The 25,561-nt window shown below is 70.5% G+C and carries 28 protein-coding genes and 1 tRNA gene; 11 read left to right on the top strand and 18 right to left on the bottom strand.

Features of this window, described 5'->3' with window-relative positions:
* From ACTHMF_RS06415 to ACTHMF_RS06385, 7 genes are all read right to left on the bottom strand, one after another.
* Positions 1 to 165, bottom strand: a 165-nt coding sequence (locus ACTHMF_RS06415; RefSeq protein ID WP_440316753.1) for a tyrosine-protein phosphatase, incomplete at its 3' end; no start/stop codon positions are given.
* 46 nt (positions 166 to 211) lie between these two features.
* Complete coding sequence (gene smpB / locus ACTHMF_RS06410; RefSeq protein ID WP_314146724.1) at positions 212 to 688, bottom strand: SsrA-binding protein SmpB; 477 nt, start codon at positions 686 to 688, stop codon at positions 212 to 214.
* Positions 689 to 749: 61 nt separating this feature from the next.
* Positions 750 to 1,655: a permease-like cell division protein FtsX gene (gene ftsX, locus ACTHMF_RS06405; RefSeq protein WP_314146725.1), complete on the bottom strand. Its 906-nt coding sequence runs from the start codon at positions 1,653 to 1,655 to the stop codon at positions 750 to 752.
* Positions 1,652 to 2,770: a cell division ATP-binding protein FtsE gene (gene ftsE / locus ACTHMF_RS06400; RefSeq protein WP_440316752.1), complete on the bottom strand. Its 1,119-nt coding sequence runs from the start codon at positions 2,768 to 2,770 to the stop codon at positions 1,652 to 1,654. The genes ftsX and ftsE overlap by 4 nt, the downstream gene beginning before the upstream one ends.
* Positions 2,771 to 2,868: 98 nt before the next feature.
* Complete coding sequence (locus ACTHMF_RS06395) at positions 2,869 to 3,300, bottom strand: N-acetyltransferase family protein (protein ID WP_440316751.1); 432 nt, start codon at positions 3,298 to 3,300, stop codon at positions 2,869 to 2,871.
* Positions 3,297 to 4,415 carry a peptide chain release factor 2 gene (gene prfB / locus ACTHMF_RS06390; RefSeq protein WP_314146728.1) on the bottom strand — a complete coding sequence of 373 codons (1,119 nt, stop codon included), beginning with the start codon at positions 4,413 to 4,415 and terminating at the stop codon, positions 3,297 to 3,299. Before prfB ends, ACTHMF_RS06395 begins: the two co-directional genes overlap by 4 nt.
* A gap of 57 nt (positions 4,416 to 4,472) precedes the next feature.
* Entirely contained in the window at positions 4,473 to 4,790 is a 318-nt protein-coding gene (locus ACTHMF_RS06385) for a hypothetical protein (protein WP_314146729.1), read from the bottom strand.
* Between the two features lie 57 nt (positions 4,791 to 4,847).
* On the opposite strand from ACTHMF_RS06385, the gene ACTHMF_RS06380 reads away from it, so the two are divergent.
* The 4 genes from ACTHMF_RS06380 to ACTHMF_RS06365 all read left to right on the top strand — a co-directional run bounded on the left by ACTHMF_RS06380 (position 4,848) and on the right by ACTHMF_RS06365 (position 8,417).
* Entirely contained in the window at positions 4,848 to 6,113 is a 1,266-nt protein-coding gene (locus ACTHMF_RS06380; protein WP_440316750.1) for an MFS transporter, read from the top strand.
* Between the two features lie 172 nt (positions 6,114 to 6,285).
* Positions 6,286 to 7,323 (top strand): LLM class flavin-dependent oxidoreductase, encoded by a 1,038-nt coding sequence (locus tag ACTHMF_RS06375; protein ID WP_440316749.1) that lies wholly within the window; start codon positions 6,286 to 6,288, stop codon positions 7,321 to 7,323.
* A gap of 18 nt (positions 7,324 to 7,341) precedes the next feature.
* Positions 7,342 to 7,423, top strand: a tRNA-Leu gene (locus tag ACTHMF_RS06370).
* A gap of 289 nt (positions 7,424 to 7,712) precedes the next feature.
* Positions 7,713 to 8,417 (top strand): DedA family protein, encoded by a 705-nt coding sequence (locus ACTHMF_RS06365; protein ID WP_399552890.1) that lies wholly within the window; start codon positions 7,713 to 7,715, stop codon positions 8,415 to 8,417.
* Positions 8,418 to 8,445: 28 nt separating this feature from the next.
* Here the strand turns inward: ACTHMF_RS06365 and ACTHMF_RS06360 are convergent, their stop codons facing one another.
* The 4 genes from ACTHMF_RS06360 to murI all read right to left on the bottom strand — a co-directional run bounded on the left by ACTHMF_RS06360 (position 8,446) and on the right by murI (position 11,640).
* Complete coding sequence (locus tag ACTHMF_RS06360) at positions 8,446 to 9,348, bottom strand: cation diffusion facilitator family transporter (protein ID WP_440316748.1); 903 nt, start codon at positions 9,346 to 9,348, stop codon at positions 8,446 to 8,448.
* 86 nt (positions 9,349 to 9,434) lie between these two features.
* Positions 9,435 to 10,028, bottom strand: a complete 594-nt coding sequence (gene rdgB / locus ACTHMF_RS06355) for an RdgB/HAM1 family non-canonical purine NTP pyrophosphatase (protein WP_440316747.1) — start codon at positions 10,026 to 10,028, stop codon at positions 9,435 to 9,437.
* Entirely contained in the window at positions 10,028 to 10,783 is a 756-nt protein-coding gene (rph, locus tag ACTHMF_RS06350) for a ribonuclease PH (protein WP_314146736.1), read from the bottom strand. Before rph ends, rdgB begins: the two co-directional genes overlap by 1 nt.
* Before the next feature lie 38 nt (positions 10,784 to 10,821).
* Positions 10,822 to 11,640: a glutamate racemase gene (gene murI / locus ACTHMF_RS06345; protein ID WP_440316746.1), complete on the bottom strand. Its 819-nt coding sequence runs from the start codon at positions 11,638 to 11,640 to the stop codon at positions 10,822 to 10,824.
* 52 nt (positions 11,641 to 11,692) lie between these two features.
* Between murI and ACTHMF_RS06340 the strand changes: the two genes are divergently transcribed.
* Positions 11,693 to 13,003, top strand: coding sequence for a nicotinate phosphoribosyltransferase (locus ACTHMF_RS06340; RefSeq protein WP_440316745.1), 1,311 nt, complete (start codon positions 11,693 to 11,695; stop codon positions 13,001 to 13,003).
* 7 nt (positions 13,004 to 13,010) lie between these two features.
* Here the strand turns inward: ACTHMF_RS06340 and ACTHMF_RS06335 are convergent, their stop codons facing one another.
* From ACTHMF_RS06335 to ACTHMF_RS06325, 3 genes are read right to left on the bottom strand one after another with little or no spacing between them, the layout of a single operon-like run.
* Positions 13,011 to 13,289 carry a DUF3039 domain-containing protein gene (locus tag ACTHMF_RS06335; RefSeq protein ID WP_314146739.1) on the bottom strand — a complete coding sequence of 93 codons (279 nt, stop codon included), beginning with the start codon at positions 13,287 to 13,289 and terminating at the stop codon, positions 13,011 to 13,013.
* A gap of 25 nt (positions 13,290 to 13,314) precedes the next feature.
* Positions 13,315 to 14,856, bottom strand: a complete 1,542-nt coding sequence (locus ACTHMF_RS06330; protein WP_440316744.1) for a hypothetical protein — start codon at positions 14,854 to 14,856, stop codon at positions 13,315 to 13,317.
* 11 nt (positions 14,857 to 14,867) lie between these two features.
* Positions 14,868 to 15,845, bottom strand: coding sequence for an ABC transporter ATP-binding protein (locus ACTHMF_RS06325; RefSeq protein WP_440316743.1), 978 nt, complete (start codon positions 15,843 to 15,845; stop codon positions 14,868 to 14,870).
* A 377-nt stretch (positions 15,846 to 16,222) separates the two neighbouring features.
* Between ACTHMF_RS06325 and ACTHMF_RS06320 the strand changes: the two genes are divergently transcribed.
* From ACTHMF_RS06320 to ACTHMF_RS06295, 6 genes are all read left to right on the top strand, one after another.
* On the top strand, positions 16,223 to 16,915 hold the full coding sequence (locus ACTHMF_RS06320) for an NTP transferase domain-containing protein (RefSeq protein WP_440316742.1): 693 nt from the start codon (positions 16,223 to 16,225) through the stop codon (positions 16,913 to 16,915).
* 52 nt (positions 16,916 to 16,967) lie between these two features.
* Positions 16,968 to 17,852, top strand: coding sequence for an ABC transporter permease (locus ACTHMF_RS06315; protein ID WP_399552889.1), 885 nt, complete (start codon positions 16,968 to 16,970; stop codon positions 17,850 to 17,852).
* A complete protein-coding gene (locus tag ACTHMF_RS06310) occupies positions 17,853 to 18,587 on the top strand; it encodes an ABC transporter ATP-binding protein (protein WP_314146745.1) in 735 nt (244 codons plus the stop codon).
* A gap of 138 nt (positions 18,588 to 18,725) precedes the next feature.
* Positions 18,726 to 19,040, top strand: coding sequence for a hypothetical protein (locus tag ACTHMF_RS06305; RefSeq protein WP_440316741.1), 315 nt, complete (start codon positions 18,726 to 18,728; stop codon positions 19,038 to 19,040).
* Positions 19,041 to 19,149: 109 nt separating this feature from the next.
* Positions 19,150 to 19,449: a helix-turn-helix domain-containing protein gene (locus ACTHMF_RS06300; protein WP_314146747.1), complete on the top strand. Its 300-nt coding sequence runs from the start codon at positions 19,150 to 19,152 to the stop codon at positions 19,447 to 19,449.
* A 111-nt stretch (positions 19,450 to 19,560) separates the two neighbouring features.
* The gene (locus ACTHMF_RS06295; RefSeq protein WP_440316740.1) at positions 19,561 to 20,532 is read left to right on the top strand and encodes a hypothetical protein; all 972 of its coding nucleotides are present in this window, start codon (positions 19,561 to 19,563) and stop codon (positions 20,530 to 20,532) included.
* 13 nt (positions 20,533 to 20,545) lie between these two features.
* On the opposite strand, the gene ACTHMF_RS06290 is transcribed toward ACTHMF_RS06295, so the two are convergent.
* The 4 genes from ACTHMF_RS06290 to ACTHMF_RS06275 all read right to left on the bottom strand — a co-directional run bounded on the left by ACTHMF_RS06290 (position 20,546) and on the right by ACTHMF_RS06275 (position 25,419).
* Positions 20,546 to 21,427: a glycosyltransferase family 2 protein gene (locus ACTHMF_RS06290; protein WP_440316739.1), complete on the bottom strand. Its 882-nt coding sequence runs from the start codon at positions 21,425 to 21,427 to the stop codon at positions 20,546 to 20,548.
* The gene (locus ACTHMF_RS06285; protein ID WP_440316738.1) at positions 21,420 to 22,238 is read right to left on the bottom strand and encodes a CDP-alcohol phosphatidyltransferase family protein; all 819 of its coding nucleotides are present in this window, start codon (positions 22,236 to 22,238) and stop codon (positions 21,420 to 21,422) included. Before ACTHMF_RS06285 ends, ACTHMF_RS06290 begins: the two co-directional genes overlap by 8 nt.
* Before the next feature lie 2 nt (positions 22,239 to 22,240).
* Complete coding sequence (locus ACTHMF_RS06280) at positions 22,241 to 23,284, bottom strand: glycosyltransferase family 2 protein (RefSeq protein ID WP_440316737.1); 1,044 nt, start codon at positions 23,282 to 23,284, stop codon at positions 22,241 to 22,243.
* Between the two features lie 362 nt (positions 23,285 to 23,646).
* A complete protein-coding gene (locus ACTHMF_RS06275; RefSeq protein ID WP_440316736.1) occupies positions 23,647 to 25,419 on the bottom strand; it encodes a S1C family serine protease in 1,773 nt (590 codons plus the stop codon).
* Positions 25,420 to 25,561 lie beyond the last annotated feature (142 nt).

The raw sequence follows: 25,561 nt of genomic DNA, 5'->3' as shown, positions 1-25,561 counted from the left end.
GCCGAGCTCTTCGAGGCTCCTCCTGCCCTCCTCGCCGAGCCGGGCGAGCCCGTCCGACCGGAACAGCTTGCCGCTGCGGACGGCTCCGCCCGCTGCCGCGTACCCTCCGACGTCGCGGAAGTTGTAGGTGCCGTTGACCGGGATGCGCTGCGCGAGCGTGCTCATGGCATCAGTCTGCCATCCCGCACCGACGCCGCCGGCGTGGCGGCCGCTACTCGCCGAGGTGCTTGCGGCTGGAGATGGCGCGCTCGGCTTCGCGCTTGTCCTGGCGCTCGCGCAGGGCCTGGCGCTTGTCGTACTCCCGCTTGCCCTTGGCGACCGCGATCTCCACCTTCGCGCGTCCGTCGTTGAAGTAGATCTGCAGCGGCACGATCGTGTAGCCGCCCTGCTTGACCTTGTTCTCGATCTTGAGGATCTGCGCCTTGTGCAGCAGCAGCTTGCGCTTGCGCCGCGGGGCGTGGTTGTTCCAGGTGCCGTCCAGGTACTCGGGGATGTGCACGGCGTCGAGCCACGCCTCTCCCCCGTCGACGAACGCATAGCCGTCGACGAGCGACGCGCGTCCCTCGCGCAGCGACTTGACCTCGGTCCCGGTGAGGACCAGTCCGGCCTCGTAGGTGTCCTCGATGGTGTAGTCGTGGCGCGCTCGGCGATTGGTGGCCACGACCTTCTGGCCACGTTCCCTGGGCACAGCTGCTCCTGTTCGTTACGGCGGAATGCTGCCCGGCACGGCGCGCGGGCAGCAGATCAGCCTACACCCTGAGGTAGCGCTTGATGGCGAAGTTCGCACTGATGGCGGCCAGCGCGACGCCGATCACGATGATCAGCGGGATGACCGGCCAGGCCTGCTCCATCGACACGAAGTTGATCGACTGGATGCTGTTCTGCAGCGCGCCGCGCACGAACACCTGCACGATCACCGTGATCACCACCGCCGAGAGCACCGCCCCGATGAGCGCGGCGATCACCCCCTCGATGATGAACGGCGTCTGGATGAACCGGTTGGACGCGCCCACGAGCCGCATGATCCCGATCTCCCTGCGCCGCGAGAACGCGGACAGCCGGATCGTCGTCGCGATCAGCAGCACCGCAGCGACCAGCATCAGCGCGGCGATCCCGAGCGCGGTGTAGCTCGCAGTCGAGAGGATCCGGAAGATCTGGTCGAGATAACTGCGCTGGTCGACCACGCTCTGCACGCCGGGACTTCCGGACAGCGTCTCGGAGAGCACGTCCGACTGGTTCGGGTTCTTCAGGTTCACCCAGAACGTCTGCGGGATCATGTCCGGCGTGACGTAGTCGGCGATCTGATTGCCCTTGAACTGCTGCTTGAACTGCTCGTAGCCCTGCTTCTGGTCCTGGAAGTAGAACTTCTGGATGTACGGCGCGAGCTCGGGCGACTCCAGCTGCTTCTCGACCGCGGCGATGGTCTGCTCGGTGGCGGCCCCGCCCTGGCAGTTGTCGGTCTGCGTGCACATGTAGACCGCGACCTGCGCCCGGTCGTACCAGTACGTCTTCATCTGCCCGATCTGCAGCTGCAGCAGGGCGGCGGTACCGACGAAGGTCAGCGAGATGAACGTCACGAGGATGACCGAGACGACCATCGAGAGGTTGCGGCGGAGGCCGTTGCCGACCTCGGACCAGATGAGTCCGAATCTCATTTCGTCGGCCCCACATTCTGCTCGCCGTCGCGGTCGGTGTCCTCGCGCAGGCCGCGCAGGTCGAGGTTGGCGGTGAAGTTCAGGTGCTCGGGCAGCCCTTCGCCCGCGGGCGGCGGGGGCACAGGAGCGGTCGCGAACTGCACCGGCGCCGGGTAGCGCTCGGCGGCCGGCTGCGCGGCCGGGACCGGCTCCGGCGCTGCCTGCGGCTGCTGCGGCGGAGCGTACGCCGGCTGCTGACCGGTCGGCGGCGCCGAGACGGGCGCCTGCGGGTTCGAGACCGGGGCGTGCGGGCGCGTCATCGGCTCGGCCGCGGACGGCTGCTGGACCGGCTGAGCCTGCGGCTGGGTGGCCGAGGGCCCTGGCGCGGCCGGCGTCTGCACCGGAAGCACGACGGGGACCCCGTCGACGGCTCCCGGCAGCGGGATCGCGGTGGTCACGCCGTAGCCGCCGTGCCGCTCGTCGCGGACGATCTGACCGTTCACCAGCTCGATGACGCGGCGCTTCATCTGGTCGACGATCGCTGCCTCGTGCGTCGCCATCAGGACGGTCGTGCCGCCGGCGTTGATCCGCTCCAGGACAGCCATGATCCCGGCGCTGGTGGCCGGGTCCAGGTTTCCCGTCGGCTCGTCGGCGAGCAGGATCTGCGGCTTGTTCACGACGGCGCGGGCGATCGCCACGCGCTGCTGCTCACCGCCGGAGAGCTCGTGCGGGAGGCGCTGGGCCTTGCCGTCCAGGCCGACCATCTTGAGGACGTCGGGGACGGCCTCCTGGATGAAGCCGCGGGACTTGCCGATCACCTGCAGCGTGAACGCGACGTTCTGGAAGACGTTCTTGTTCGGCAGGAGGCGGAAGTCCTGAAAGACGACGCCGATGTTGCGGCGGAAGTACGGGACCTTGCGGGAGGAGATCGTGCCGAGGTCCTGCCCCAGCACGTGGATCTTGCCCTTGGTGGGCTTCTCCTCCTTCAGGATGAGGCGCAGGCAGCTCGACTTGCCCGACCCGGACGCGCCGACGAGGAAGACGAACTCACCGCGCAGCACCTCCAGGTTGATGCCGTTGAGCGCCGGGCGCGTCGTGCCCGAGTACTGCTTGGATACGTGTTCGAACCGGATCATGACCTCTAGAGACTAAGCACCCCGGTGCCGATCCCGCAGTAGCGACATGCCAACCGGCCGCAAGCCTGACAGCGAGCCGGACGCGAGGTGTGCGAGCGCTATCCCGCGTACCGGAAGACGCCGGTCTCGCGCCGCACGAATCCGACCGATTCGTACAGGGCGATCGCCGCCGCGCGGGAGGGACGCGATGTCAGCTCGAGCGAGCGGACGCCGTTGCGCTCCGCCTCCTCGATCAGCCGCTGCAGCAGGGCGCGCGCGCAGCCGTGGCCGCGCGCGGACTCGTCGACGACGACGTCGTCCACATGCCCGCGCATCCCGGTGACGAGCGGGTAGACCACCAGCGACGCCATCCCGACGATGCGGCCGTCGAGCCGCGCGACGAACAGCGAGGTCGACGCGCTCTCGACGACGGAGGCGACGACCGCAGGATCGGCGACGGCGGAGCCCGAGAGCTGGGGCAGCAGCCGCTGCACCGCCTCCATCACCTCGTCGCCCGCGGCGACGACGCGCTCGACGACGACGGAGCTCACTCCTCGTCGCCCGCCTTCTTGCCCGCGCGCCAGCGGATGCCCGCGGCGATGAAGCCGTCCAGGTCGCCGTCGAAGACGGCGGACGGGTTGCCGGACTCGTACCCGGTGCGCAGGTCCTTCACCAGCTGCTGGCCGTAGAGGAAGTAGGAGCGCATCTGGTCGCCCCAGCTCGCGGTGATGGTGCCGGCGAGCTCCTTCTTCTTGGCGGCCTCCTCCTCCTTCTGCAGCAGCAGCAGGCGGGTCTGCAGCACGCGCATGGCCGCGGCGCGGTTCTGGATCTGCGACTTCTCGTTCTGCATCGAGACGACGATGCCGGTCGGGAGGTGCGTGATGCGCACGGCGGAGTCGGTGGTGTTGACCGACTGGCCGCCGGGGCCGGAGGAACGGAACACGTCGACGCGGATGTCGCCCTCGGGGATGTCCACCTCGGTGGCCTCCTCCATGAGCGGGATGACCTCGACCGCGGCGAACGACGTCTGGCGCTTGTCGGCGGAGCCGAACGGGCTGATCCTGGCGAGCCGGTGCGTTCCCGCCTCGACCGACATGGTGCCGAAGGCGTACGGAACGTCGACCTCGAACGTGGCCGACTTGATGCCAGCACCCTCCGCGTAGGAGGTGTCCATGACCTTGACCGGGTACTTGTGCTGCTCCGCCCAGCGCAGGTACATGCGCATGAGCATCTCGGCGAAGTCGGTGGCGTCGTCTCCGCCCGCTCCGGAGCGGATGGTGACGATCGCGGCGCGCTCGTCGTACTCGCCGTTCAGCAGCGTCTGCACTTCGAGGTCGCCGAGCGCCTTCTGCAGCGACTCGAGCTCGGCGCGGGCCTCGGCCGCGGACTCCTCGTCGTCGCCCTCGTTGGCGAGCTCGACGAGCACCTCCAGGTCGTCGAGCCGGCGCTCGATCGTGGTGATCCTGCCGAGCTCGGCCTGCCGGTGGCTGAGCGCGCTCGTCACCTTCTGGGCGTTCGCGGTGTCGTCCCAGAGGTCCGGCGCTCCCGCCTTCTCGCTCAGGTCGGCGATCTCCGCACGGAGCTTGTCGACATCGACGACGGCGGTGATGTCGCCGAGGGTGGAGCGCAGCTCGGCGATCTGCGGGGAGAGGTCCAGTTCAATCATGGCGTCCTCCAGCCTACCGGCCGCGGGCGCGGCGGGCGCGGGAGGCGCCGGCGGACCTCAGAAGCCGACGGCGAACCCGGAGGACCAGATCGTCGCGAACGTGCCGATCAGCGCGACGAGCGCCGTCGCGACGAGCAGCCAGGGGCCGAACCGGACGCGCCATCTGCGCACCGGGAGCAGGACGGCACCCGCCACCGCGAGCGCGCCCATCCCGCCGAGGGCGATCATCGCCGGCCGGTTGCGCGACGCCGGGTCGCACGGCTCGCCGTCCGCGGCGGAGCACACCACCTCCCAGCCCCACACCCACAGGATCAGCAGAACGCCCGCCGCCCAGATCAGGACGAAGGCGGCGGAGGCTCTGACGGGACCGTTCACGGCCCCCACCCTATGCACCGCGGAGAGCCGCGACGACAGTTGTAGTGTGTTAACGACATGACTTCCGACGAGCGCCCGTTCAGTTTCCGCTCCGTGGCCCTCGCCGCCTTCCTGCCCACTCTGCTGTTCTCGATCGGCGAGGGCGCGATCATCCCGATCATCCCGATCGCGGCGGGGAATCTGGGCGCGTCGCTCGCGATGGCCGGCTTCATCGCGTCGATGGTGATGCTCGGCGAGCTCGCCGGCGACATCCCGAGCGGCTGGATCGTCTCGCGCATCGGCGAGCGCTGGTCGATGGTCGGCGCGGCCGGCGTCGCGATCCTGGGCGTGGTGGTCTGCCTGCTCGCGCCGAACTACTGGGTGCTGATGGCGGGGATCTTCCTGGTCGGCCTGGCGACCGCTGTGTTCGCCCTGGCCAGGCACGCGTTCATGACCACCTACGTCCCGCCGCGCTACCGGGCGCGCGCGCTCAGCACCCTCGGCGGCATCTTCCGCGGCGGCTGGTTCGTCGGGCCGTTGATCGCCTCCGGTGTGATCGCCGCCACCGGCTCGACGCAGTCCGTGTTCTGGATCTTCGTCATCAGCTGCCTGGGGTCGGTCATCGTGCTGCTCACCCTTCCCGACCCCGAGAAGATGTTCGGGCCGAGCCCGCGGGTCGCAGACGCGGCGGGCGAGCTGCTGACCGCGGGAGAGGAGGACGCGGAGGAGCGGACACACGGGCTGTTCCGCACGATCTGGTCGTTCCGCGCTGTGCTCGCGCGGATGGGCTCCGGCGTCGCGCTCGTCGCCGCCGTGCGGTCCGCCCGCACGGTCCTGATGCCGCTCTGGGCGGTGTCGATCGGGCTGAGCGAGTCGAACACCGCCCTGATCATCGGCATCGCGGGCGCCGTCGACTTCGCGCTGTTCTACGCGAGCGGCCAGATCATGGACCGGTTCGGCCGGATGTGGAGCGCCATCCCGTCGATGCTTGGCCTGGGGACCGGGTTCGCCGTCCTCGCCTTCACGCACGATCTGGACGCGAAGGTCGCGTGGTACATCGGCGTCTCGATCTTCCTGTCGGTCGCCAACGGCATCGGCTCCGGCATCATCATGACGCTCGGCGCCGACCTCGCACCGAAGGAGAAGCCCGCGGCGTTCCTCGGCGCCTGGCGCTTCGCCGGGGACGCCGGTCAGGCCGCCGCTCCCCTGTTCGTCTCGCTGCTGACGGCCGTCGTGTCGATCTCGTTCGCGAGCGGCATCATGGGGCTGCTCGGACTCGTCGGCGCCGGGATGCTCGCCAGGTACATCCCCCGCTACGTGCCGCGCCGCCCGCGCACCGCCTGAGTCGCGCGTGCGGGCACGGCCCCCGCCATCGCTTCCCGAGTTGTTCACGCGACACGCCGGCGCTCGGCGTGCAAAACTCAGGAAGCGATTGCGGGGCCGCGGCCACGCCGGGAATAGCGTCCCGGCGCCGGCGGTTCGGACTCGATGCAAACGCATGAATCGGGAGGATCGCATGGCGGCAACGCTGGAACTGGGCATCGACACCTTCGGCGACGTCACCGCCGACGCGGACGGGAACCTGCTGCCGCACGCGCAGGCGCTCCGCAACGTGGTCGCGCAGGGCGTCCTCGCCGATCAGGTGGGACTGGACTTCATCGGGCTCGGCGAGCACCACCGCCGCGACTTCGCCATCTCCTCCCCCGAGGTCGTGCTCGCCGCGATCGCCGGGCGGACCGAGCGCATCCACCTCGGCTCCGCCGTCACCGTGCTCAGCTCCGACGACCCGGTGCGCGTCTTCCAGCGGTTCGCGACCCTCGACGGCGTCTCCGGCGGGCGCGCGGAGGTCATCCTCGGCCGCGGCTCGTTCATCGAGTCGTTCCCGCTGTTCGGCTTCGACCTCGCGCAGTACGAGGAGCTCTTCGACGAGAAGCTGGACCTGTTCGCCGCGCTCCGCACCCAGGAGCCTGTCACCTGGCAGGGCGCGCTGCGCCCGAGCCTGACGAACCAGTCCGTCTTCCCGCCGGTGGAGAACGGCCTGCTGAAGACCTGGATCGGCGTCGGCGGCAGCCCGGAGTCCGTCGTCCGCGCCGCGCGGTACGGCCTGCCCCTGATGATCGCGATCATCGGCGGCGGCCCGATGCGCTTCCAGCCGCTCGCCGAGCTCTACCGCACCGCGCTCGACCAGTTCGGGATGGACACCGACCTGCCGATCGGCGTTCACTCCCCCGGCTTCGTCGCCGCGACCGACGAGGAGGCCAAGGAGATCCTGTGGCCGCACTACGAGGCGATGACCAACCGGATCGGTCGCGAGCGCGGCTGGCCGCCCGCCACCCGCGCGCGTTTCGAGCACGAGGCGGCGGAGGACGGAGCGCTCGTCGTCGGCTCCCCGGAGACGGTGGCGAAGAAGATCGCGTACGCCGCGAAGGGCCTCGGGCTGACCCGCTTCGACCTGAAGATCAGCAACGGGACGCTCGGCCACGACCACCTCATGCGCGCCATCGAGCTCTACGGCACCGAGGTGGCCCCGCGCGTCGATGAGCTATTGTCGTAGCCGCGCCCAGCGCGCGCTGCGGGAGTGGTGAAACTGGCAGACACGCAGGATTTAGGTTCCTGTGCTTCACGGCGTGAGGGTTCGAGTCCCTTCTCCCGCACCGCTGTCCGGTACCGCCGTCGCGCGGCCGGCGTCACGACTCGGGACAGCGGGACCACCGCAGGGGACCCGACACGCCGCGGATACCCAGACGACACGGCGAGTCGCGTCCCTTGTGTGCGAGTTCGTGGTCGCCGCGGGCGCGTGCGCCATCGCCCCATGGTGCGATCAGCAAGGCCACAGTCAGACCACAGGATGATCTTTGCAGCCGCTGCGGAATTCGCACGGCGCGTGCAGGTTGAGCCCAGTAAACTCGGCTGCACCCGCACCCGATCCCCTGGAGAGTCTTGATCCACCACGCTGGCCTCATCCCCTGGCTCGACCCGCACACGATCATCTCCGCGGCGGGCCCCTGGGCGCTCCTGGTGGTGTGCGGCATCATCTTCGCCGAGACCGGCCTGCTGGTGGGCTTCCTGCTCCCCGGCGACACGCTGCTCGTCATCTCCGGGCTGCTCTCGCACAGCGACCACCCGGTGTTCGGCTTCGACGTCTGGTGGGTCGCGCTGTTCATCGCGATCGCCGCGTTCCTCGGCGGCGAGGTCGGCTACCTGATCGGGCACAAGGCGGGGCCACGGGTGTTCGAGCGCAAGGAGAGCGGTCTGTTCAGCATGGAGAACGTGCGGAGGACCAACCACTTCTTCGAGCGCTTCGGCGCGCTCGCGGTGATCCTCGCCCGCTTCGTGCCGATCGTGCGCACGTTCGCCCCGGTCGCGGCGGGCGTCGGCCACATGAACTACAAGAAGTACTCGCTCTACAACGCGATCGGCGCGCTGATCTGGGGCGCCGGCCTGACGTTCTTCGGGTACCTGATCGGCTACATCCCGCCGGTGGCGCGGTTCGTGTCGAACTACATCGACATCATCCTGATCGGCGCGGTCGTGATCACGCTCATCCCCACGCTGTTCCACTACGTGCAGTCGGTGCGCAAGGCCAAGAAGAAGCGCATCGCCGACGAGGCGGCCGGGACGCGCCCCGCCACCAGCCCCGACGCCTGAGGCCGCGGAGGCCCCGCGCCGCAGCAACTCAGCGGTGGAACTCGTCCTCGTGCGCCGCGTGCTCGGCCGGCTCCAGCTGGAACGTGGAGTGCTCGACGTCGAAGTGCTTCGAGAGGCAGCCGGAGAGCTCGTCCAGCAGCCGCCCGGTCCCGCCGGAGCGGAACACCGCAGGCTCCACCACGACGTGCGCCGTGAACACCGGCGCGCCGGAGGTGATCGCCCAGACGTGCACGTCGTGGACGGCGACGACGCCCGCCGTCCCGAGGATGTGGTCCCGGATCTCGGCGACGTCGGTGTCGGCGGGCGCCGCCTCGCTCAGCACCCGCACGACGTCCCTGAGCAGCAGGAACGCGCGCGGGACGATGAACACGGCGATCAGCAGCGACGCGATCGCGTCCGCCTGCACGAAGCCCGTGAGCATGATGACGACGGCGGCGACGATGACGGTGACAGAGCCGATCAGGTCGCCGAGCACCTCCAGGTACGCGCCGCGCATGTTGATCGAGTGACCGGCGGCGGGACGCAGCAGCAGCAGCGCACCGACGTTCGCGACCAGGCCGATGGCGGCCACGACGAGCATCGGCGTCGACTGCACCTCCGCCTCGCCGTTCACCAGGCGGCCGATCGCGCCGATGGTGACGGACACCGCGACGGCGACGAGGATCAGCCCGTTGATCAGCGCGCCGAACACCTCCGCGCGCCGGAACCCGAAGGTCTGCCGGTCGGTCGCCGGCCGCGCGGCGACGATGGTCGCCATGAGCGCCACGATCAGCCCGGTCAGGTCGCTGAGCATGTGCCCGGCGTCGGCCAGCAGCGACAGCGACCCGCTCAGCAGGGCCCCGACGACCTCCACGACGAGCACCGCCGCCACGATCCCGATCGCGATCAGGAGTCGGTTGCGGTTGGCGGCGTGCCCATGGTTGTGACTCATCACTTCTACGGTAGATAGAAGTCGGCCCCGCCGCCAGCGATCCCGCTAGATAGGAATGAGTGCCGTTCTCGTTATCGCGGAGGGCGTCACCCCGACGCCAGGGACCGCAGCGCCGGCGCGATCGCCGCGAACGCCCTGGCGCGGTGGCTCTGCGCGTTCTTGACGTCCGGTCCGAGCTCGGCCGCCGTCTCGTCGAAGCCCTCCGGGATGAAGATCGGGTCGTAGCCGTGGCCGTGCTCGCCGCGCGCCTCCGACGCGATCCGGCCCGGCCAGATGCCCTCGACGACGGTGGTCGACCCGCCCGGGACGACCAGTGCGAGCGTCGCGGTGAAGTGGGCGCCGCGGGTGCCCTCCGGGAGCTCGGCCAGCTGGTCGAGCAGGAGCGTGAGGTTGGCCTGCGCGTCGCCGTGCCGGCCCGCCCAGCGCGCGGAGAAGATGCCAGGCGCGCCGCCCATCGCGTCCACGCAGATCCCCGAGTCGTCGGCCAGCGCCGGGAGCCCGGTGTGCGCGGCGGCCGCGCGCGCCTTGATCAGCGCGTTCTCCTCGAAGCTGACGCCGTCCTCCACGGGCTCCGGGCCGTCGTAGGAGACGATCTCCAGGCCCGGGACGGCGTCGCCCAGGATCTGCTGGAACTCGCGGGCCTTGTGCGGGTTGTGGGTCGCGAGGACGACGCGGACCATCAGCCTTCGATCCCGAGCTCGGAGGAGGCGAGCGCGGCGGTCTGGATGCCGGCGAGCTCCGTCGTGCCGGCGAGCGCGAGGTCGAGCAGCGCATTCAGCTCGCCGCGGTCGAACGGGGCGCCCTCGGCCGTCCCCTGCACCTCGACGAAGAGGCCGCGGCCGGTGACGACGACGTTCATGTCCGTCTCCGCGCGGACATCCTCGACATATGCCAGGTCGAGCATGGGCGTTCCGTCGATGATCCCGACCGAGACAGCGGACACCGAGTCGATCAGCGGCGTCGCCTTCTGCGCGATGAAGCGGTGCTGGCGTCCCCACTCCAGTGCGTCGGCGAGGGCGACGTACGCTCCGGTGATCGCCGCGGTGCGCGTGCCGCCGTCGGCCTGCAGGACGTCGCAGTCGAGCACGATGGTGTTCTCGCCCAGCGCCTTCATGTCGACGACGGCGCGCAGGCTCCTGCCGATCAGGCGGCTGATCTCGTGCGTGCGGCCGCCGATCTTGCCCTTGACGGCCTCGCGGTCCATCCGCTCGTTGGTGGAGCGGGGCAGCATGGCGTACTCGGCCGTGACCCAGCCGCGGCCCTTGCCCGCCATCCAGCGCGGGACGCCGTTGGTGAAGGATGCCGTGCACAGCACGCGGGTGTTGCCGAACGAGATCAGTGCCGAGCCCTCGGCCTGGCGGCTCCAGCCGCGCTCGATGGTGACGGGCCGGAGCGCCCCGGCGGTGCGCCCATCGGCGCGGGTGGTGTCGGACATGTCTCTCCTCGAGGTGGTGGGGCGGTTGCTCCCGCTGCTCACAGCGGCAGGTCGATCACGCCGGTCTGCACCAGGTCGACCCGCGAGACCTCGGGGCCGATGAAGCGGTGCGCCAGGCGCAGGAAGTCGTCGGCGTCGTCGCCGGTGGCCTCGTAGCGGATGGTCGGGCCGGTGGCGGCCCGGCGCTCCAGGCCGCCGCCGACGAGGGTGCGGTAGACGTCCTTGGCCGTCTCGGTGTCGCTGGAGACCAGGGAGACGCCCTCGCCCATCACGTACGAGATCGCGCCCTTCAGGAACGGGTAGTGCGTGCAGCCGAGCACGAGCGTGTCGACGTCCGCATCCCGCAGCGGCGCCAGATAGTCGGCGGTGACCTGCAGCACCTCGTCGCCGCTGGTGATCCCGGCCTCCACGAACTCGACGAACCGCGGACAGGCCTGGGTGAACAGCTGGAGCGTCGGCGCGGCGGCGAAGGCGTCCTCATAGGCGCGGGAGGCGACCGTCCCGACGGTGCCGATCACGCCGACGCGACCCGTCCTGGTGGCGGCGACGGCGCGGCGCACGGCCGGCTGGATGACCTCGATCACCGGCACCGAGTACCGCTCGCGCGCGTCCCGCAGCACGGCGCTGGACGCGGTGTTGCACGCGATCACGAGCAGCTTGACGCCCTGGTCGACGAGGAAGTCGAGCACCTCGAGGGAGTACCGGCGCACCTCGGCGATCGGCTTCGGGCCGTACGGGGAGTGCGCCGTGTCGCCGACGTACAGCAGCGACTCGTTCGGGAGCTGGTCCCTGATGGCGCGGGCGACGGTCAGGCCGCCGACGCCCGAGTCGAAGATCCCGATCGGCGCATCACTCACAGCAGTCCAGCCTACCCCGCCCGCCCCGGGTCTCCGCCGGTATGGTGGTCGGGTGACCGAGTCCTCCGCGCTCCTGACCGACCGCTACGAACTCACGATGCTCGACGCCGCACTGCTGGCAGGCACGCACGAGCGCGAGTGCGTCTTCGAGGCCTTCACCCGGCGGCTCCCCGCCGGCCGCAGGTACGGCATCCTGGCCGGGACAGGGCGGCTGCTGGAGCTGGTGGAGGCGTTCCGGTTCGGCGACGACGAGCTGGAGTACCTCCGCGAGAACGCGGTCGTGCGCCAGGAGACCCTCGACTGGCTCGCCGACTACCGGTTCTCCGGCACCATCCGCGGCTATCGGGAGGGCGAGGTGTTCTTCCCCGGCTCGCCGTTCCTGATCGTGGACGCGCCGTTCGCCGAGGGGGTCATCCTGGAGACGCTCATCCTCAGCGTCTTCAACTACGACTCGGCCGTCGCCTCCGCGGCGGCGCGCATGGTGACCGCCGCCGTCGGCCGTCCGCTCGCCGAGATGGGCTCACGGCGCGCCAACGAGCGCAGCGCGGTCGCCGCGGCCCGCGCCGCGTTCATCGCCGGCTTCGGCGCCACCTCGAACCTCGAGGCCGGCCGCACCTGGGGCGTCCCGACGATGGGCACGGCCGCGCACGCCTTCACGCTGCTGCACGACAGCGAGGAGGACGCGTTCCGCGCCCAGGTGGAGGCGCTCGGCCCCGGCACGACGCTCCTCGTCGACACCTTCGACGTGGAGCGGGCGATCGAGACCGCCGTCCGCGTCGCCGGTCCCGGGCTCGGCGCGGTCCGCCTCGACTCCGGCGACCTGCCCAAGCTCGTGCGCCAGGTGCGGGACCAGCTGGACTCCCTCGGTGCGACGGCGACGAAGATCACCGTCACCAACGACCTGGACGAGTTCACCATCGCCGCCCTCGCCGCCTCCCCCGTCGACTCGTACGGCGTCGGCACGTCGGTCGTCACAGGCTCCCGCTACCCGGCCTCCGGGATGGTCTACAAGCTGGTGGCGCACCGCGAGCACGGCTCGGACGGCGCGTGGATCCCGGTGGCGAAGAAGTCCGACGGCAAGGCGAGCATCGGCGGCAGGAAGCACCCGGTGCGCAGGCACGATGCCGCCGGCCGCGCGGTCGCGGAGGTCATCCACATCGTCGAGGGCGGCGACGTCCCCGACGACACCGGCCGCGACCTGCTGGTCCCGCTGATCACCGACGGCGAGGTGCACCGCGAGCACCTCGGCCCGGAGGGGACGCGACGCGCGCGCGAGCACCGCGAGCTCGCGATGCGGGAACTGCCCGATCAGGCCTTCCGGCTCGGCCGGGGCGACCCGGTGCTGCCGACGCTCTTCGAGTGAGGCCGGACTACTCGTCCCGCAGCTTCTCGTAGATCTCCTTGCAGGTGGGGCAGACCGGGAACTTCTCGGGATCGCGCCCCGGCGTCCACTTCTTGCCGCACAGCGCCTTGACCGGCTTGCCGGTGACCGCGGACTCGAGGATCTGCTCCTTCTTCACGTAGTGCGAGAAGCGCTCGTGGTCGCCGGGGTCGACGTTCTGGAGCAGCTCCTCCAGCTCGCGGTCGAGCGTGGTCGCGCCGCCGCCCGTCGGCAGGCCGCCGGGTTCGGAGATGCTGGCGTCGTTCATGCCTCCAGTGTAAACGCGCGAGCCGTCAGTCGTTGCGGTTGGCGAACGCCATGATCTCCGGCCCGCGCCGGTCGAACGCGCGCGCGCCGATCCAGGTCCCGCCGAAGAACGCGGCGAAGCCGATCAGCACGGCGGCTATCGGCGCGATCCCGAGCCAGAACGCGTTCACGGTCAGGCCGAGCACCAGGAAGACGAGCACGGGAGACGACAGCAGGATGATCGCGAAGATGCTGAAGAACTGGGCGAGCGCGGCGAACGCGCCCGAGGTCTGCGGCTGGCTGAACGCGCTGTCCCCCGGCTTCGTCGCCGGATACGGGAACAGGACCGAGGTCACGCTGGACAGCCCCAGCCCGATCACCAGGATCGCCCCGCTCAGCGCGGCGACCGACGGCAGCACCGCCCAGTCGCCGAACACGGCGGTCGTCAGCACGGAGCCGATCGCGATCACGGGGATGCCGATCAGCACCGACGGGAACATCCGCCCGAGCCGGTCCGCGACGCCCCGCGTCCCGGAGACGAGGTGCAGCCAGATGGCCGTGCTGTCGAAGGCGAGGTCGTTGTGCGTCGCCCAGCCGATGAAGAGGCACACCAGCGGAAGCGGCACGAGCACGACCCAGTGGATCGGGAGCCCCGCGAGCACGAGAGCGACGATCACGAACACCGGGATGACGGGCACCATCATCAGCGAGACCCAGTAGCGGGCGTCGCGGCCCCAGTAGGTGATGGACCGCGCCGCGATCGCGGCGGTCGGGCCGCCCGGCAGCCGGTCGAACCAGCCCAGCCCGCTGTACGCGCGGGTGTGCGCCTCCCTGACCGGCGTCCGCAGCACGCGCTCGACGAGCGCCTCCCACGCGAACCAGAGCAGGCCGAGGACCACGACCGCGATCAGCAGCTGCAGCAGCGCGACGCCCCACTCGCCCTCCGCGGCAGCTCCCGGCGCGCTCCACGCCGCGCCGAGCGGCGTCCAGGCCAGCCAGCCCGCGAAGCCGCCGAGCGCCGCGAGACCGTCGCGGCCCCAGTCGACGGTGAGCAGGAGCAGGATCACCGGGGCGAGCAGCACCAGCAGGAGCGTTCCGATCACCCCGCCCGCCTCGCGCGACCGGCGCGTGGCGAGGAAGGAGGAGGCGAGCGCGGTCGAGACCCGGGAGGCGAGCACGCAGGTCAGCACGATGATCGCCGCGCAGACCAGCGCCAGCGCGGCCGCGCCCGCGTCGCGCGACCACGTGATCACGGTCGCCAGGCTGCACAGGGCGAGCACGACGGAGGGGACGCCGATCAGCCCGGACAGCAACAGGCCGAGGGCGAGCGGCCGGGTCGGGATGCCGAACAGCGCGAACCGGCGCGGCTCCAGCGTGTCGTCGACGCCGAACAGCAGCGGCAGGAGCACGAAGCCGAGCACGACGATCGAGCCGACGACGACGAGGACCGTGTGCACGGCCGCCGCATCGGGCGCCATCCGCGCCGCCACCAGGGCCGCAACGACGATGACGGTCGTGACCGCCCCGTAGAGCAGCCCGAGCACCAGTCCGAACACCTGCCACGGGCTGCGCCGGAAGGCGTTGCCCATGAGCTGGAGCTTCAGTCGGAGAAACTGTGCAACCACTCCATGCCCTCCGCTGCCTTGCGTCCGCCTGCCAGGTCGACGAAGCGCTCCTCGAGCGTCTGCTCTCCTCTGACCTCGTCGATCGTCCCGGCGGCGAGGACCTCGCCGCGCACGATGATGGCGACGCTGTCGCACACCCGCTGGATCATGTCCATCCCGTGGCTGGAGAGCACGACGGTGCCCCCGGCGGCCGTGTAGCGCTGCAGGATGTCGATGACGTTCGCGGCGGAGACCGGGTCGACGGACTCGAACGGCTCGTCGAGCACGAGCAGCCGGGGCGAGTGGATCATGGCGGCGGCCAGGGCGATCTTCTTCGTCATCCCTGCGGAGTAGTCGGCGACGAGCCTGCCGAGGGCGTCCTCGATCCCGAAGGCGGCGGCGAGATCGGCGGAGCGGGAGCGGACGGTCTTCGCGCTCAGGCCGCGCAGCGTCCCCGCGTAGTGCAGGAACTGGGCCCCGGTGAGCCGGTCGAAGAGCCGCAGCTTGTCGGGCAGCACGCCGATGACGTGCTTGGCGCGGACCGGCTCCGCCCACACGTCGACGCCGTGCACGACGATGCGGCCGGCGTCGGGACGCAGCAGTCCGGTGACCATCGACAGCGTGGTGGTCTTGCCTGCCCCGTTGGGACCGACGATGCCGTAGAACGATCCCTCGCGGACGTCCAGGCTCACGTCGTGGACGGCGACCGTGTCGCCGTAGCACTTGTGCAGGCCGCTGAGGGCGAGGACGGTCGGGCGCGTGTCGACGACGGGCTTCGGGGCGGGCACCGTCTGCGGTGCGGACGCGGCCTTCGTCGTGCGCTGCGCCGGGGTGGCCTTCGCCGCCGTCGACCGCTTGCGCTGCGACGGCGCGCGCGTGCTGCTCCCCGCAGCAGCGGCCGCCGTCTTCGGCGCCCGCTTGCGCGGGGTCGCGGCCGGAGCGGACTCCGCCTCCGCGTTCGTGCCATCGGCCATTGCAGTTCCCCCTTGGTGCTTCTGCGTGAGAGCCGGTTCCGCGGACTCGGCCGGGACCTCCTCAGGCCGTGTGCCGTCGGGTCGCGCGCGCTCGGAACTCACCACGCAACCGTACCAAGACAGGAGTGTCTGCGTAGCCCCCGCGGGCCGCTCTCCACGAGTCTGAGCGCCTTGGAAAGTGCTGTGTGGAAGATAACGACCCCACAACGACATCCGTCAAGCCCTGCCCCCGGACGAGGGTCGCCGGTAGTCTTGCGGAGGCATAACGAGGTGTCGATACGCGTAATGCGCGAGTGAACTCCGGGCGACATCCGGGGGAACAGCGGACGCGGCGACGGTCGCCGCCCCTCTGTCGCGCGGACTCAAGGAGATTGATTGTGACGACTCAGGTAGTGATCCTCGCCGCCGGCATGGGCAGCCGCCTCGGGCGCAGCCTGCCGAAGCCGCTGACGGAGCTCAACGACGGCCGCACGATCATGCAGCAGCAGTTCGACAACATCCACGCCGCGTTCGACAAGGACGTCAAGGTCACCATCGTCGTCGGCTACAAGCTGGAGCACATCATCGAGGCGTTCCCGGACGCCGAGTTCGTCTACAACGAGCAGTACGACCAGACCAACACCTCCAAGAGCCTCATGCGCGCCCTGCAGGCCTCCGCGCCCGGCGGCGTGCTCTGGATGAACGGCGACGTCGTCTTCGACCCGGCCGTCCTGGTGCGCGGCGCCGCGATGGTGGCCCGCGACCAGACCTTCGTGACGGTCAACACCTCGTCGGTCGCCGACGAGGAGGTCAAGTACACCACCGGCCCCGAGGGCTACATCCAGGAGCTGTCCAAGACGGTCAAGGGCGGCCTCGGCGAGGCGGTCGGCATCAACTACGTCTCCAGCACGGACAAGGCCGCTCTGCTGCGCCAGCTGCAGCGCGTCGCCGACCAGGACTACTTCGAGCGCGGCATCGAGCTGGCGATCGAGCAGGACCGCATGCTGGTCGAACCCGTCGACATCTCCGACCTGTACGCCGTCGAGGTGGACTTCCAGGAGGACCTGGAGCGCGCGAATCTTTTCGTATAGTCGAAGCGCCGCGTGACGACTCACGCAGCTTCGATCAATACGATGGGTTCCCGTGACGAGTACTTCCGCTGACGTGCGCCCCGAGCAGCGCACCCGGTTCGCGCGCTACCGCCATTCGCTGTGGCTGCTGACCAAGCGCGATCTGCGCGTCCGGTATTCGACGAGCGCCCTCGGCTACCTGTGGTCCATCCTGGACCCGCTGGTGATGAGCGCCATCTACTGGTTCGTCTTCACCGTCATCTTCCACCGCGGCGTCGGCGAGGACCCGTACATCGTGTTCCTGCTCGCGGCGCTGCTGCCGTGGATGTGGTTCAACGGCGCGGTCTCGGACAGCACACGGGCGTTTTTGCGCGAGTCGAAGCTGATCCGCTCCACGATGATCCCGCGCACCATCTGGGTGAACAGGATCGTCGCGTCGAAGGGCATCGAGTTCCTGCTCTCGCTCCCCGTCCTCGCCGTCTTCGCCATCGCGACGGGGGCGAAGGTGAACATCGACATCCTGCTCTTCCCGCTCGCCATCCTCATCCAGGTGGTGCTGACCGTGGGCATCGGACTGCTGATCGCTCCCCTCGTCGTGCTGTTCCGGGACCTGGAGCGCGTCGTCAAGCTCGCGCTGCGCTTCCTCTTCTATGCCTCCCCGATCATCTACAGCGCGCGCGACCTTCCGGGCGGCTGCGGCGGCGGAGTCGCGGCCAAGCACTGCGCCGCGTACGTCGCCGCGCATCCCGGCGCCTCGACCGACACCCTGTTCTCGCTGCACTTCTGGTCCGCGTTCAACCCGCTGACGGGCATCTTCAGCCTGTACCGCGCGACGTTCTTCGCGCAGGAGCTCGACTGGTTCCTGGTGGGCGTGAGCGCCGCGATGTCGGTGCTGATCCTGCTGATCGGCTGGCTGGTGTTCAAGCGCTACGAGCGCGATGTGCTGAAGGAGATCTGAGTGGCTGTCGTCATCGACGTCGCCGGGCTCGGCGTGCGCTTCCGCCGCAACCGCGGCGCCCGCCGATCGTTCAAAGACCTGTTCGCCTCCCGGCAGCGGCGCACCCGTCCCGACGACTTCTGGGCGCTCCGCGACGTGTCGTTCCAGGTGCAGGCCGGCGAGGCCATCGGGGTCGTCGGCAGAAACGGGCAGGGCAAGTCGACGCTGCTGAAGCTCGTCGCCGGCGTCCTCCTGCCGGACGAGGGCCGGGTGCGCGTGACGGAGGGCGTCGCCCCCCTGATCGAGATCACCGGCGGCTTCGTCGACGATCTGACGGTGCGGGACAACGTGTACCTGACCGCGGGGCTGCACGGGATGACGAAGGCGCAGGTCGACGCGCGCTTCGACGAGATCATCGGCTTCGCCGAGATCGCCGACTTCGTCGACACCCCGTACAAGCACCTGTCCAGCGGCATGAAGGTGCGCATCGCGTTCTCCGTCATCTCCCAGCTGGAGGAGCCGGTGCTGCTGGTGGACGAGGTGCTCGCGGTCGGCGACCGCGGCTTCCGCGAGAAGTGCTACCGGCGCATCGAGGAGCTGCTCGCCGACGGCAGGACGCTGTTCTTCGTCTCGCACAACGAGAAGGACCTGCGTCGCTTCTGCGCGCGCGGCCTCTATCTCGACAAGGGCGCCCTCGTTCTGGACGGCCCGATCGAGGACGTCCTCGAGCTCTACAACACCGACTACGGAGCCTGAGGAACCCCTGGCCAGCGGCGATTTCCGGGCGAGCGGAGATTCCTCCACAGAAAGAATTCCGCCGAGTTGTCCACAAAGGAGGTCCGAACGCCCGATTCCGGGGTCTGAGCGTCGGAGGCCGTAACTACCGTGGCTGCCATGAGACACCTTCGCAACCTCCGCGCCCCTCTCCCGCAGCCCCGCACGCGACGCATCGCCTACCCCGTCCCGTGGGTCGTCGACCGCAGCGCGGCACCGCACTACCGCATCGTCAACGCGGGCACTCAGGAGCTCCGCGGCGTCACGGTGACCATCGCCGGCGCGTCCGACGTCCGCGTGAGCTCGCCCGCCTCGATCCGCCCGGGGGAGGCCGTGCGTGCCGACCTGGTCCCCGGTCCTTCCCGCGACACGCTCCTCGTGCTGCGCTGGTTCCCTCCCGACGGGCGCGAGTACCTGTGGCAGATCAGCTTCTGACGTCCGGGCGCACGCAGTGCGTGCATTCGCGCGCATTCGAGTCCGAGGCTCGACCGGGGAGGCCCGGCCGCTCTGGCCCGGAAAGAGAGGCTCACCGTAGGCATGGGATATGAGACAACCGTTATCTCCGGCCGCGCAGCTCTTCGGCGACCGCGTCCGCAGCGCCAGGATCGCGCTCGGGCTCAGCCAGGAGAGCATCGCCGAGCTCGCTCAGATGCACGTGACCAACTACGGGAAGATCGAACGCGGAAGCTCCAATCCCAGCCTGACCACGATCATCCGGATCGCGAGCGTGCTCGGGATCGAGGTGAGCGCGCTCACGGACGGGATCGGCGTCGACGATCTCCCGCCGCGCTACGACGTGTTCACGGCGCGGTCGTTCATCGAGGCGAGGGACGCCCACCGCTGACCGGCCGGCGCCCGTCCTGTCCCGCCGCGCGATCGGCGGGCGCGGGCCGAGCGCGCGCAACCCGCGCGCGGGCCCTCGCGGTTTCCCGGGCCGCGCCTACACTCGGTAACGATGGCCAAGAAGCAGGAACCCTTCGTCTCCGTCACCGGCGGCCCCCCGCGCGGTGGCGATACCCCGCGCTCCGTGGATGCGACGCTCGATCGCTTCCTGGGCATCCAGCGCCCCGTGGTGGTCGCTCACCTGCGCGGTCTGCGACGCCGGCACCCGGACGCGACGGCGCCCGAGCTCGCCGCGATGCTCGAACGCCGCTACCTCGCCGCGGTGACCACCGGCGGCGCAGCGGTCGGCGCGACCGCGGTGATCCCCGCCATCGGTACCGGGGTCACCCTGGCGCTGTCGGGGCTCGAGACCGCGGGCTTCCTCGAGTCCACCGCCCTCTACGCGCAGTCCCTGAGCGAGCTGCACGGCATCGCCGTCGACGATCCGGCGCGGGCACGCGCCCTGGTGCTCACGATGATGCTCGGCCGCGAGGGGACGGACCTGGTCCGCCAGCTCGCCGGCCAGGTGACGGGGAGCGGCGTCGTCCGCACCGCCTACTGGGGCGAGCTGGTCACCTCCAACCTGCCCGCGATGGTGGTCGGGCCCCTGGTCGACCGGCTGCGCAGCGCGTTCATCCGGCAGTTCGCGGTGCGCGGCGGCGCGTCGATCGTGGCCCGCGCCATCCCGTTCGGGATCGGCGCGGTGATCGGCGGCACCGGGAACCACATCCTGGGCAAGCGCGTCGTCCTCAACTCCCGGCTCGCGTTCGGGCCGCCGCCGAGCGTCATCCCGGAGGCACTGCTGCCCGCGGAGGGACCGGGAGCGGTCCGCCGCCTCGGCACGTCCGCAGGGGCCGGCGTCATGCGTGCCGGGCGGGTGCTCCGCAGCGCGGTACCGACGCGCATCCCCGGTGTGCGGCGGGGCGGACGCGCGCTCCCGGCGCCGTCGGACCCGGACTCCCCCGCCCAGCCGCCCCTGGCCATCGAGAGCGCGCGCCGGCAGCGAGAGGACACCGTGGAGAAGGCGGACGGCACCGACGGCTGACGGCGCCGCCGGGTCAGACGATGGGCGGCCGGCCGGCGAGCGTCATCCGCCACACCGTGCGCCAGCGCAGCGGCCGGCGCTCGCCGGGATCGGTGCGCCAGCCCTCCGCCCAGCCCGCGAACCAGGGCCGCAGGACCGCGGGCTTGCGGAACCAGCGCAGCAGTTGGATGGCGGTCCAGGAGCCGACGTAGAGCGGGATGAGGACGGCCGGCAGGTTCCTGCGCGCCAGCCACACCCGGTTCCGCGCGTTCAGCCGGTAGTAGTAGGAGTGCCGCGTCGGCGAGACCGCCGGGTGCTCGGCCACGAGGTCGCCCGCGTACCAGACCCGCTTGCCCTGGTCCCACACCTTCCAGGCGAGGTCGATGCCCTCGTGCGCGTAGAAGAACGGGTCGGCCCAGCCGCCCGCGCGCTCGAACACCGCCCGCGGCATCACGATGACCGCCTCCAGCACCGAGAAGACGGGACTCGGGGTCGCCGGGTCGCCCTTGCGGATCCGCGGGATCCAGCGGCGCGGCGATGGCTTGCCGTTCTGCGCGCGCAACCGCGGCTGCAGCATCCCGATGGACGGGTCTGCCACGAGCTTCCCGATCGCGTCCGCGAGGAACGTGGGCGACGGGATGTCCGCGTCGTCGTCCAGGAAGAACAGCCAGTCCCCCGCCACCAGGGGAACGCCGCGATTGCGGCCGGCGGGGATCCCCACGTTCTCCGGCAGCGCGAGCGAGCGCACGCCGTCCGGAAGGGCGGGGTCGGCGGTCGCCGGGTCCCAGCCGTTGCCGACGACGACGATGTCGGTGCGGACGCCCTGCTGGGCGAGCACCGACTCCAGGCCGTGCCGCAGCTCGACGGGGCGGGTGCCCTGCGTGAGCACCACGACCGCGACGGTCGGCTCAGCCACGGACGCGCCGCGAGGACATGATGGTCACGAAGTGGCCGACGATCGCCAGCAGCGCCAGGGGCACGAGCGCGCACAGCAGGATGCGGTCGGCCAGCGTGGAGCCGATGAAGAGGCCGACGATGGAGAACACGAAGATCAGGATGGTCAGCTCCACCGAGTGGTACAGGCGGTGGAACGGCAGGAAGCGCGCGGCCCTGCGCAGCGTTGCGATGAGCCCGTGCGTCGGCGCGTACGCGGCCTGGGTGTCGGCGAGCTTCGGCAGGCCGGCGTTCGCCCTCGCCACCCGCACCATATCGTTCAGCGCCTTGTTGAGCACGATGATGAGCGCGAGCAGAGTGCCCAGGTTCGTCCACAGGAAGTCCTGCGGCGCCTCGAACGGGTACCCGGCCGCCCGGATGCCGAGCACGATCGCGATCAGCGTCTCCGTCGTGTAGTGGCCGACGTTGTCCAGGAAGATCCCGGCGGGCGACGACGTGCGCCGCCAGCGGGCCACCTCGCCGTCGCAGCAGTCGACGAGCATCTGCAGCTGGCCGAGCACGAGCGCCAGCGCGGCGCCGCCGATCCCGGGGATGAGCAGGCTGGCCGCGGTCGCCCAGCCGGTGAGGATCATCAGCCCGGTGACGCCGTTGGCCGAGATCGAGGTCTTCAGCAGCACCCAGGTGAGGTACGGCGACAGGTTCCGCAGGTACAGCGACGCCGTCCAGTGCTCGGCGTTGCGCCGCCCACGGACCTCGGGAGGCTGCGCCACCGCCCGCAGCTCCGCGATCGAGGCGGGTCGCGCGCCGTGGCCTCCGGTTGCCGGTGCTGACATGCCTACCTTCCCGTGTGGGCCGTGATGTTCCTGGTGAGCGACAGGTATCCGAGGATGAAGCCGATCCCCCAGCTGAAATGGATGCAGGGCAAGACTACGAGAAACCAGAGGAACGACGAAAAGCCGTCCCTGCGCCCCCACACCAGCGCCGAGACCACCACGATCAGCAGGTACGCGACCGGGATCGCGAAGCCCCACAGCAGCCACGGCGCCGCTCCCAGCAGCGCCTGGACGATGCCGGCGATGCCGAGCAGCAGGCCGATCGCCACCCCGACCACCATGACCGGCGGCGCGAAGTAGCGCAGGCCGTTGGAGGCGGGGAAGCGCCGGGCGAGCTCGCCGCGCCACACGCCGGTCGACACGAACTGCCTGGCCAGCCGGTACAGGTTCGGCCGGGGGCGGTAGGTCACCTTCAAGCGCGGGGTGAACCAGACGGTCCCCCCGCTCTGCCGGAGGCGCCGGTTCAGCTCCCAGTCCTGTCCGCGCTTGATCTCCTCGTCGAAGAGGCCGACCTCCAGCAGGCGGTCGCGGCGGAAGACGCCGAGATAGACGGTCTCGGCCGGGCCGGCCTCGCCGCCGACGTGCAGCTTGGTGCCGCCCAGGCCGACGCGGCTGCCGTAGGCGCGCGCCACCGCGCGCTCGAAGGGCGTCGTTCCCTGCGCGTCCATCAGGCCGCCGACGTTGTCGGCTCCGGTGGCGAGGATGGTCTCGACGGCGATGCGCGCGTAATCCGGGGGCAGGACGCTGTGCGCATCCACCCGGATGACGATCGGGAACCGGGACTCGCGGATCGCGAGGTTGAGCCCCGCGGGAGTCGACCCGATCTCGTTGTCGACGACGCGGATGCGGGAGTCGACCGCTGCGAGCTCCTCGACCAGTTCGTTCGTGCCGTCGATGCTCGGCCCGAGCGCGATGGTCACCTCGAACGGACCGGTGTAGTCCTGGCCGAGAAGGCTGTCCACGGCCGCCCTGACATGGGTCGCCTCGTTGAGGACGGGCATCACGTAGGAGACACCGGGGAGGGTGTCCGCACTGAGGTCCGGCATCTGGTCCATTCGTCGTTTCGGGTCGGCCCCGAGCTTACCAGTCGGCCTTCCGGGCCGGCCGAGCACAGCGACGCCGAAGGGCTTACCAGTCGGCCTTCCGGGCCGGCCGAGCACAGCGACGCCGAAGGGCTTACCAGCCGGCCTTCCGGGCCGGCCGAGCACAGCGACGCCGAAGGGCTTACCAGCCGGCCTTCCGGGCCGGCCGAGCGCAGCGACGCCGAAGGGCTTACCAGTCGGCCTTCCGGGCCGGCCGAGCGCAGCGACGCCGAAGGGCTTACCAGTCGGCCTTCCGGGCCGGCCGAGCGCAGCGACACCGAAGGCCGCCCCGCGCTGGGCGGGACGGCCTACGAGGAGAACGGGGTTCAGTCCGTGGTCAGCGACCCGAGGGTCACCGTCGCGGTCTTCGACTGGCCGTTGTGGATGTAGGTGATGTCGGCGGTCGCGCCGGCGGCGAGTGCGCGCACCTGGGCGGTCAGGTCGGTGGCGTCGGTGATCGGGGTGCCGTTGAAGTTCACGACGATGTCGCCCTCGGCCAGACCCGCCTTCGCCGCGGCGCCGCCGCTGGTGACGCTCTTGATCAGCGCGCCGACGGTGGTCGCCTTGCTGTCCGAGCTCGCGTCGGCGACAGAGGCGCCGAGCAGGCCGTGCGTGGCGGAGCCGTTCTTGATGATCTCGTCGGAGACCCGCTTGGCGAGGTTCGACGGGATGGCGAAGCCGACGCCGATGCTGCCGGACTGGCCGCTCGAGGAGCTGTTGCCGCCCGCGCTCGCGATCGCGACGTTGACGCCGATCAGCTCGCCCTTGCTGTTCAGCAGCGCGCCGCCCGAGTTGCCGGGGTTGATCGACGCGTCGGTCTGGATGACCGGCAGCGAGATCGTCCCGGACGAGCTCTGCTGCTGCTGGGTGGACCCGCCGCCCTGACCGGGGAAGTCGAAGTTGAACGGGTTCTGCTGGCCGTTGTTGCCGTTGCCGTCCGTGCCGTCGCTGGACTTCGGCGCCGCGGAGGACGCGATGCTGATCGAGCGGTTGAGCGCGCTCACGATGCCGTCGGTGACGGTGCCGGAGAGTCCGAGCGGGGCGCCGATGGCGACGGTGGTGTCGCCGACGTTGAGCTTGCTGGAGTTCGCCCAGGTCATCGGCGTCATGCCGGAGGCGCCGTCCAGCTTGATCACGGCGAGGTCGGTCGTCGGGTCGGTGCCGACGATCTTGGCGGAGTAGATCTTGCCGTCGTTGTCGGTGACGGACACGTTCACGTCGGAGGCCTGGCCGTCGAGCGTGACGACGTGGGTGTTGGTGAGGACGTAGCCGTCGGAGGTGAGCACGATGCCGGAGCCGGTGCCGCCCTCGCTGGACGCGCTGACGTTGATCGTGACGACGCTCGGCGAGGCCTTGGCGGCGACCGCAGTGATCGTTGTCGCGTTGTTCGTGTCGTTCACCGTGATGTTCTGCGGGCCCGACACGGTCTTGATCGTGGCGTTGTTGGAGGTGGCCGAGTACAGGCCGACGCCGGCGCCGGCGCCGGCGACACCGCCGATGAGCGCGCCGATGGCGAGGGTGGCGATGATGAGGCCGGTGCTGGTCCGCTTCTTCGTCTTCACCGGCTCGGATCCGGGCGCTGTCGAGTAGCCGTGCTGCTGGCCGTAGGGGGCGTACGGGCCGGGCTGGCCGGCTGGCTGGCCGAAGGAGCCGTTGCCGTAGTCCGGGGCGCCGGTGTGGCCTGCGGGCTGGCCGTAAGGCTGCGGGTGGACGGGCTGCGTCGGCTGCGTCTGGTGGTACTGCGGCTGCTGCGCGGTGGGCTGCTGCGCGGTCGGCTGCTGCGCGGTCGGCTGCTGCGCGGTGGGCTGCTGCGCGGTCGGCTGCTGCGCGGTCGGCTGCTGCGCGGTCGGCTGCTCTGCCGTCGGCTGCTGCGCGCTGGGCTGCTGCTGGGCAGGGATGGTCCAGCCGCCGTCGGCGGCGACGGGAGCCTGCGGCGCTGCGGGAGCCGGAGCGGCGTCCGCGGCGGGAGCCGGGGCGGCCTCGGCGGCGCGCTCCTCGGCAGGGGTCTGTGCGGGAGCCGCCGCAGCATCCACGACCGAGTCGGTGTCGGCGTCGTGCTGGGGCTTCGCGGGCTCCGGAGTGATCGGGGTGTCGGTCATGGTGTGGTGCTCCTTCCAAGCACTGACAGCTTGGGTTCCAAACCTGGGTGTTCTATTTGCACGTCCTGTGGGCGACCTTCCGCCTCCCGATGACTCTCCATAACGTACCGAATGCATGAGGTGAGAACGAGGGCCTAGGTTG

It is taken from the genome of Leifsonia sp. (assembly GCF_051955155.1).
Classification (GTDB): domain Bacteria; phylum Actinomycetota; class Actinomycetes; order Actinomycetales; family Microbacteriaceae; genus Leifsonia.
Note: the sequence above shows the minus strand (reverse complement) of the source record. Positions and strands in the feature narration are given on the sequence as shown.